The sequence below is a fragment of the Phytoactinopolyspora endophytica genome (assembly GCF_004138495.1).
GTDB lineage: Bacteria > Actinomycetota > Actinomycetes > Jiangellales > Jiangellaceae > Phytoactinopolyspora > Phytoactinopolyspora endophytica.
In genome coordinates this window covers 289,045-296,750 of sequence record NZ_ML142854.1, presented here as the reverse complement: position 1 = coordinate 296,750, position 7,706 = coordinate 289,045, and the positions used below count along the sequence as shown (strand labels likewise).

The following is a 7,706-nucleotide window of genomic DNA, read 5'->3' as shown; positions in this document are numbered from 1 at the left end:
AACTCGGCGTGGCCGCGCAGATGCTCACCAAGGGCGTCCATCGCGGCCCGCGGGTCCTGACCTGGCGCCAGCCTCATACTGACCTTGGCCCGCGCCCGGTGTACAAGGATGTTCGCGGCGTCCGCCACCGTCGGCGCGTCGATGCCGAGCACTGATACGGCCGGCTTCGTCCACAGCCGGTCGACGAGCGAGCCGGTACCGGACAGCTGCACCCCGTCCAGCACGCTCGCTTCCTCGCGGAACCGTTCGGCCGGATAGTCCAGGTCCGCGGCAGTGTCCGCCGCGAGCCCGGGAACGGCGACGTCACCCTGGGCGTCGTGCAGCGTGGCAAGCAGTCTGCACAGCGCCGTCAGCGCGTCCACGATCGGGCCACCGAATATGCCGGAGTGTACGGCGCGTTCCAGCACCCGCACCTCGACCTGGCAGTCGACGAGGCCGCGGAGGCTGGTGGTGAGCGCCGGAACGTCCACGCTCCAGTTCACCGAGTCTGCGACCACGATCACATCGGCGCTCAAGCGGTCGCGATACGTCTCAAGGAAGGCGGTGAACGTCGGCGAGCCGATCTCTTCCTCTCCCTCGGCAAAGAGCACCACACCCACCGGCGGGCGGCCGTCGAAAGCCCGCAACGCCGCGATGTGCGCCATCACTCCGGCTTTGTCGTCCGCGGCGCCCCTGCCGAAGAGGCGGCCGTCGCGCTCCGTGGGCTCGAACGGCTCGCTCGTCCAGTCATCGACGTTGCCGGGCGGCTGGACGTCGTGGTGTGCGTAGAGAAGAACCGTGGGCGCACCGTCCGGCGCCGGCCAGTGGGCCACCACCGCCGGTGCACCTCCGTCGACCGCCAGGATCTGGGCATCCACCGCTCCGGCCTCCCGGGCCAGGTCCGCGACGGCCTCCGCACTGGAGCGCACGGCCGTCGTCGCCGCCGGATCGGCGCTCACGCTTGGGATTCGGACGAGCCGTTCGAGGTCTGCACGGGCGGACGGCAGCACGGCCTGTACGGAGTCACGCAGATCAGTCACAAACGTGCACTCTAGCGCGCCCGCCCGGGTCGCAGTCAGGCCGATCGTCAGTCACCGAAGACGGTGCGCCACGTCGCCGGCGGCCACCGTATGGAACCGCGTCGCCACGACATGCGCTGGTACCCCGGCATCCGGCCGCGCCGGGCGGGGAACCCGAAGTGACATGTGGTCGGCCAGTATTCTGTGTGCTTTCGTCAACAAGTTGAATGAAGGTGTCCGGCCTATGGAGCGCATGACCGGCGGTGGCGACGCCGTGCCGATCCAGGACGAGCAACGTATGGAGCTGTCCAGGACCTTCAAGCCCAGCTGGATCTGGGCGGTCGCCCTGGGGTCGGCCGTCGGCTGGGGCGCGTTCGTCCTTCCGACCGACTGGATGGTTACGGCCGGACCACTCGGCGCGATTCTCGGCTTCCTGATCGGCGGCCTGCTGATGCTGCTCATCGCGGTGAGCTACGGCACACTGATCCGCACCTTCCCGGTGTCGGGTGGTGAGTTCGCCTACACCCTGTCCGCGTTCGGCCGGAACCATGCGGTGCTGTGCGGCTGGTTCCTGACACTCGGCTACATCTGCATCGTGGCGCTCAACGCCTCCGCACTAGCCCTGCTCGCCCGCTATGTCCTCCCGGAGGTCGCTGAGCGGGGCAAGCTCTACGAGGTCGCCGGTTGGGATGTGTACCTGGGCGAGGTCCTGATCGCCAGCGCCGCGCTGCTGATCTTCGCCGTCCTGAACGTACGGGGCACCACGCTGTCCGGTCGGTTGCAGTTGATCTTCTGCCTGATCATGCTCACCGGGGTCGCCGCGATGCTGCTGGGTGTGCTCTTGCACCCGGACGGCCGGCTGGGCAATGTGGAGCCGCTGTTCGCCGTCGATGACACCGCGTGGGTCGCAGTGCTGGCGGTCGTCGCCATCGCGCCGTGGGCCTACGTCGGCTTCGACAACGTGCCGCAAGCCGCGGAGGAGTTCAATTTCTCCCCGCACAAGGCGTTCCGGCTGATCGTGGCCGCGATCATCGTAGCGGCGCTGATCTACTCGGCGATGATCCTGGTGACCGCTGCCGCGACGTCGTGGACCGACCTCGTCGACTCCGAGCCCCGATGGGGCACCGGCGACGCCATCTCAGACCTGTTCGGCGGCGCTGGGACAACACTGCTGGCGCTGTCGGTCTCCATGGGAATCTGTACCGGGCTCAACGGCTTCTATCTCGCGGCGAGCCGGCTGTTGTTCGCCATGGGCCGCGGCCGGATGATTCCGAGCGCCTTCGCCAAGCTTCACCCCACCGGCAGGACGCCCTACATCGGAATCGCGTTCGTCTGCGGTATCTGCCTGCTGGCTCCGTGGTTCGGACGCGAGGTGCTGCTGTGGGTGGTCGACATGTCCTCAGTCGGTGTGACCATCGCGTACACGTACACGTGTGTAGTCGCTCTGCGACTGTCGTTGCGGCCCAGCGCGGTCATGGGTACCGATGCCACCGAGCAGCAGCTCAAGGCCGCACGCGTCCAGAGTTCCACGAAGACGAGGGTGATCAGTACCCTCGGCGCCTTAACCGGACTGTCGTTCCTCGCGTTGCTGCTCGTCCCTGCCTCGCCCGCCGCCTTGGGCCCGGAGTCTCTGACAGCGCTCGGCGTGTGGGTCGCCCTCGGACTGGTCATCTTCCTGCTGCGCCGCAAGGAGAACGCCAAGCTCTCCGAAGACCGGCTCAACTATCTCGTCCTCGGCCGGGACTGACCGTCGATTCCTCGTCAGCACGTTGCCGGCCCGGCATTCACCTCGCGGGACCGTTGTTCAGACGGCCCGCGAGGTGATGCCCACCTCATAGGAGGTCGAGGCCCCATCAGGGCGCTGGACGCTAGCCGACCTGGTAGAGGGCCCGACGACGCGACCAGGAGTAGAGGCCGGCGCCGGCCGCCAGCGCGGCGATGACGGCTGCAATCAACCCAGCCGAAGCTCCGGCACCGGTGTCCGGCAGGTCGTCGTCACCCTCGGCGCCGGTGTCTCCTCCGGTGTCGGTGCCACCCTGCTCGCTGCCGTCCGACCCGGTGTCTGAGCCCGTGTCCGTGCCACTGTCGGACCCGTCATCCGAACCGGCGTCGCCGCCGGCGTCGGTGCCGTCGTCCGACCCGTCGTCCGACCCGTCGTCTGAGCCCGTCTCAGATCCCGCGTCCGAGCCGACCTCGGAACCGGCGTCGCCGCCGTCCTCCGCACCGTCCTCGGCTCCGGTCTCGTCACCGGGCTCCCCGCCGGAGTCGTCCGGCCCGATGCCGACGACGATCGGGTCGTGGTCGCTGGCCCGCCAGACCGCTCCCGGCTCGAACACCTCGCTGGCGAAGTAGTTGTAGCGCGAGTACTCCGCCAGCACCGACTCGACGGAGTTGATGTTCCACACATCGACGCCGCGGACCAGGTCGCCGTCGAACACTGAGGAGCTGGCCAGAACGTGGTCGAGCGACCCTACCTTGCCATCGAAAACGTAGGTCGAGCCGGCGTCGAACTCGGAAGCCAAGTCGGTGTACCCCGCGTCACGGAAAACCTGAATCGGGTCCTCCTGGCCGTACGCGTTGAAGTCGCCGATCAGGAAGACATCCTCGGTGCCCGACTCGCCGGCCAACTCGTCCGCGAACTCGACCAGGGATTCTGCCTGGGCGACGCGGTCGGAGTTGAAGCAGCCCTCGGGTGTGTCATCAGGGCAGTCCCCACCCTTGGACTTGAAGTGGTTGACGACGCCGATGAACGAGTAGCCGGTCTCGGTGACCGTGAACTGCTGCGCCAGCGGCTCGCGTGCGTTGTCGTACGCGGGGTCATCGATCAAGATCACAGACTCGCCGCTCGGCTCCACCACGTCGGGCTTGTAGATGAAAGCGTTGCGGATGACGTCCTGGTCCTCCAGCGCCGGCGTCTGCTCCGGCGTCTCGGCGTAGGCCCAGGTGCCCGGCGCCTCCTCGTTCAGGGCGTCGACCAGATCCGCGAGAGCGGCGTCGGAGTCCTTGTCGAACCTCGCGGAGTTCTCGATCTCTTGCAGCGCGACCACGTCGGCGTCGAGCTTGTTGATCGCTGCGACGATCTTCGCCTCTTGCCGCTCCAGGTTCTCCTGGTCCCACGCGCCACGGGCATCGCAACCGCCCCTGACCGTCAGCGGGTTGCCGTCGCGGTCCTCGTACGACGTGCAGCCCTCGAGGTCCACACCCAACGTGGTGAAGTAGTTGAGCACGTTGAAGCTGGCGATCGTGACATCACCGCCGACCTCGGCCGGCGTCTCGTTCTGCTCACGGGTGTTGCCACCGTCGAAGAGGACGATGTCCGACGCCTCACCGTTGACGGGGCGCGTGGGCTGGAAGTTCCACTGGAACCGGTAGTCGAAGATCACGTCGTCGACGAAGGTCAGCTCCACGCCTGTCCGTACCGGGGTGTTCGCCGTCAGGTACGGAACCTCCTGATCCGACGATGTCCGCGCCGACTGACCGTCATCGAGCGTCACGGCCCGTGCCTCGTTGTCAGCGACCGCCTCGTCGTACTCCGGCGTCCCCGGGGGTGCGACGTCGGTCTCCTGCACCAGCGGACCGCCAAGCCCGAGACCGATCGAGCCGAACGCCCTGGTCCCCCAGCCGCCCAGGGCGAACGTGTCCGACACGACATAGCCGTCGACCGGGCTGACGAGCATGCCCTCGAACGGCTCGCGTCCCTCATCGGTCTCCGGGAGTTCGAACTCGACCGGCTTGACGGCTTCGGCAGGCTCGTCAGAGATCGCCAGACCGTCGGCGCCGACGACGATCTCAGTGAGTCCGTTGAACTCCTCCACCGCGCCGGTCACCTGGACATGGTCACCGACCTCCACCGATCCGACAGTCTGTGGGGAGTAGGCGAAGATCCCGTCCGACGCAGTGCGCTCCGCTGGGTCGGCGTCGCCGCCGCTGCCAGGCGTCTGGATGTAGTAGCCGTCGAATCCGCCGCTGGGGTAGGCGGCAGTGACGACACCGGACGTGGTGACCGTCTCACCGACCAGGTCCGATTCGGACCCCTCGCCCTGGATCTCGGGAATGGTGTGCGAGTCCTCGCCTGGTTCACCAGGATCGACGGGCCCGCCGTCGTCGCCGTTAGGGAGACCCTTGGACGGCACGGCGCTGACCCATTCGCCTTCGACCAGTTGAACCGACTCGCCGCCGGAGGCCGCGGTCACGTTGGTCGGCCGGGCCGACTGCCCGCGGACGGACTCGGGCAGGAGCTCGCTGCCGCCCGCCACGCTGCCACCGTCGGTGCCGCCGTTCTCGTCCGGCCGGAACCCGAGGGTCCAGAAGTCGACCAGCTCGCCGTCGGCGTCGACGGCGAAGACGCTCGATCCGTACCCTGTGTTGGTGGAGTTGGTGATCGGCACGTCGACAGCCACGGCACCCGACTCCGGAATGCTCGTCCCGTCCGGCACTGTGACCACGTGGTTCGCGGTGTGCGGGCTGTCACCTCGCGTGATCGAGCCGAGCGTCCACCCGGACACGTCGGTGCCCTCGGCCCCCTCGAGCTCGACGAAGTCCGCGTCATCCCCGCCCGCGTAATGGATCTCGCTGACGAACGGCTCCCCATCCGCCATGGCGGCAGGCGCGATCCCCACGAGGCCGGCCCCCGCCACCCCTATTGCTGTCGCGGCCGCGAGCGGCCCCCTCAAACGCCCGGTCCGGCGCATAAAACCTCCAAAGACGGAATAACCGCGGCGAACCTACCGAAAGAGGATGAACGAGTGGCCGACGTCACGTTGCCGGGACATGACACACCCATGAGCGCATGCCCGGGCCCGGTCATTCACATCACCGGGCCCAATATGCTCGGGCCGGTCTGCTCGCGCTGCTCGCCCTACTCGCCGCTGGCGCCCGTCCCGCCATCGGTGCCGGCCCCACCGGCGCGCTTACTGCTGCTCCACCGCGAGTAGGCGTAGAGCCCGCCTCCGACGACCAGGACGGCGATCGCAATGATCAGCCACCACTGCACGGACGAGCCGGTGTCAGCCAACGGCCCGCCCGGTGCGGCGGACGCTGGAACGGACGCCAGGCCGACACCGACAAGGCCTAACGCCGCAGCGACGAAGAGCTGATAAGAGCGCCTGAGCTTGCGCATCGAAACCTCCACCCACGTAAATGATGTCCACATCGAACGGAGAACACGCTACATCTTGCGGCGGACAACGTCTGTCCTGGGATGCTGTCGACGCCGAAGATCGACGAACGCGCCTTCCGTCCCCTCATTAGGATCGTTGGTCATGGGCACAGCACAGGGATTCGACTACACGGACCGAGCCGACGGAACCGTCGTCATCACCCATAACGGCAGGGTCGCGACCACCTTGCGTGGGCTGCGAGCTCAGGAGTTTCTCGACGAGGTGGACGACGACCCGCAGCAGGTCATGGCCCGCTGGACTGGAAACTACAAACACGGCAACGAGAGAACGGCCCGTCAGCACCCGCGAAACCGTGGCCGTTGACTGTCTGTTCGACCATCCCGCGGGTGCTGGCCACCGTGTCTCAGATCAGGCTCAGTTGTTCATTCGACGCCGCTCCAGGCTCGGACGCCGCTGCCGTCGCGTCGCTCGCCGCTCCGTCCCGCCGCCGTTCCAGACCTCGATGGCCAGCACGAGGCCCGTTCAGGCCGTAGCGATCCAGGAGGGGATCAACGCGTTCCTTGAGCGACTCCTTGTACTCCCGCGACACGTAGGCCCCGTGGCTGTACAGCCACTCATACCGGGAGACGAGCCCGGGATGCTCGCGCCGGAGCCACTGCATGAACCAGGGACGCGTCCCTGGACGAAGGTGGAGCGGGATCATAGCCACTCGGGTGGCACCAGCCTCGGCCAGCGCGGCCACGGACTCCTCGAGCTGCTCGGCGGAGTCGGTCAGCCAGGGCAACACCGGTGCGAGCAGGACCGAACAGTCGAACCCCGCGTCCCGGATCGCGCGGACCAGCCCCATCCTGGCCCTTGGAGAGGGCGTTCCCGGCTCCACGCTGCGATGGAGATCCTCGTCCATGATCGCGATGGACACGGCCATGCCGATGTCTACCGATGACGACGCATCCACCAGCAACGGTAGGTCGCGCTTGAGCAGTGGGCCCTTGGTCAAGATGGAGAACGGCGTGCCTGTCCCGGAGAGCGCCCGGATGATTCCCGGCATCAGCGCGTAGCGACCCTCCGCCCGCTGATAAGGATCGGTGTTGGTGCCAAGCGCGACATGCTCACGTGTCCAGGACTTCCGCGCTACCTCGCGGGCGAGCACCTCAGGCGCGTTCACCTTGACGACGATCTCGGTATCGAACCCCCGCCCGGGATCCAGCTCCAGCCACTCGTGACTCCCGCGAGCGAAACAGTAGACACAGGAATGAGTACATCCGCGGTACGGGTTCACCGTCCAGCCGAACGGCACGTCGGAGCTGGCAGACACTTTGTTGAGCACGCTGCGCGCGGTGACCTCATGGAAGGTCACCCCCGCGAACTCAGGAGTTGTCACACTGCGCACCAGGCCCGGAATCCGGCGCAGGCCAGGAAGCGCCTCTCCGGCCTCGATGTCCAACGACTGGCGGTCCCAACGCATGACCCCATTCGAACACATGTACTGAACAATTGCCAGTACACAGTGAACCTCAGAGGAGAGGAAGGTACGGCGTCAGGTCGGCGCGGTCCCCACTGGCGGCGATGCTTGCACCGGCGACCTCGT

General features: G+C 67.3%; 6 protein-coding genes. 2 read left to right on the top strand and 4 right to left on the bottom strand.

What is annotated here, in order from left to right:
- The coding region (locus ELR45_RS14410) for a M20/M25/M40 family metallo-hydrolase (RefSeq protein WP_129667115.1) at positions 1 to 1,019 on the bottom strand (1,019 nt) is incomplete at its 3' end.
- 223 nt (positions 1,020 to 1,242) lie between these two features.
- Here ELR45_RS14410 and ELR45_RS14405 point away from each other — a divergent pair.
- On the top strand, positions 1,243 to 2,745 hold the full coding sequence (locus ELR45_RS14405) for an APC family permease (RefSeq protein WP_205856589.1): 1,503 nt from the start codon (positions 1,243 to 1,245) through the stop codon (positions 2,743 to 2,745).
- 121 nt (positions 2,746 to 2,866) lie between these two features.
- On the opposite strand, the gene ELR45_RS14400 is transcribed toward ELR45_RS14405, so the two are convergent.
- Together ELR45_RS14400 and ELR45_RS14395 are read right to left on the bottom strand one after the other, a co-directional pair.
- Positions 2,867 to 5,596 (bottom strand): ExeM/NucH family extracellular endonuclease, encoded by a 2,730-nt coding sequence (locus ELR45_RS14400; RefSeq protein ID WP_205856588.1) that lies wholly within the window; start codon positions 5,594 to 5,596, stop codon positions 2,867 to 2,869.
- A 260-nt stretch (positions 5,597 to 5,856) separates the two neighbouring features.
- A complete protein-coding gene (locus tag ELR45_RS14395; protein WP_165367770.1) occupies positions 5,857 to 6,117 on the bottom strand; it encodes an LPXTG cell wall anchor domain-containing protein in 261 nt (86 codons plus the stop codon).
- A 142-nt stretch (positions 6,118 to 6,259) separates the two neighbouring features.
- On the opposite strand from ELR45_RS14395, the gene ELR45_RS14390 reads away from it, so the two are divergent.
- On the top strand, positions 6,260 to 6,481 hold the full coding sequence (locus ELR45_RS14390) for a hypothetical protein (RefSeq protein ID WP_129667015.1): 222 nt from the start codon (positions 6,260 to 6,262) through the stop codon (positions 6,479 to 6,481).
- Positions 6,482 to 6,521: 40 nt separating this feature from the next.
- On the opposite strand, the gene ELR45_RS14385 is transcribed toward ELR45_RS14390, so the two are convergent.
- On the bottom strand, positions 6,522 to 7,583 hold the full coding sequence (locus tag ELR45_RS14385) for an Rv2578c family radical SAM protein (RefSeq protein WP_129667014.1): 1,062 nt from the start codon (positions 7,581 to 7,583) through the stop codon (positions 6,522 to 6,524).
- Positions 7,584 to 7,706: the final 123 nt, after the last annotated feature.

Coding starts and splice junctions, on each gene's coding strand:
- ELR45_RS14405 (WP_205856589.1), top strand. CDS start 1,243: ATGGAGCGCATGACCGGCGGTGGCGACGCCGTGCCGATCCAGGACGAG.
- ELR45_RS14400 (WP_205856588.1), bottom strand. CDS start 5,596: ATGGCGGATGGGGAGCCGTTCGTCAGCGAGATCCATTACGCGGGCGGG.
- ELR45_RS14395 (WP_165367770.1), bottom strand. CDS start 6,117: ATGCGCAAGCTCAGGCGCTCTTATCAGCTCTTCGTCGCTGCGGCGTTA.
- ELR45_RS14390 (WP_129667015.1), top strand. CDS start 6,260: ATGGGCACAGCACAGGGATTCGACTACACGGACCGAGCCGACGGAACC.
- ELR45_RS14385 (WP_129667014.1), bottom strand. CDS start 7,583: ATGCGTTGGGACCGCCAGTCGTTGGACATCGAGGCCGGAGAGGCGCTT.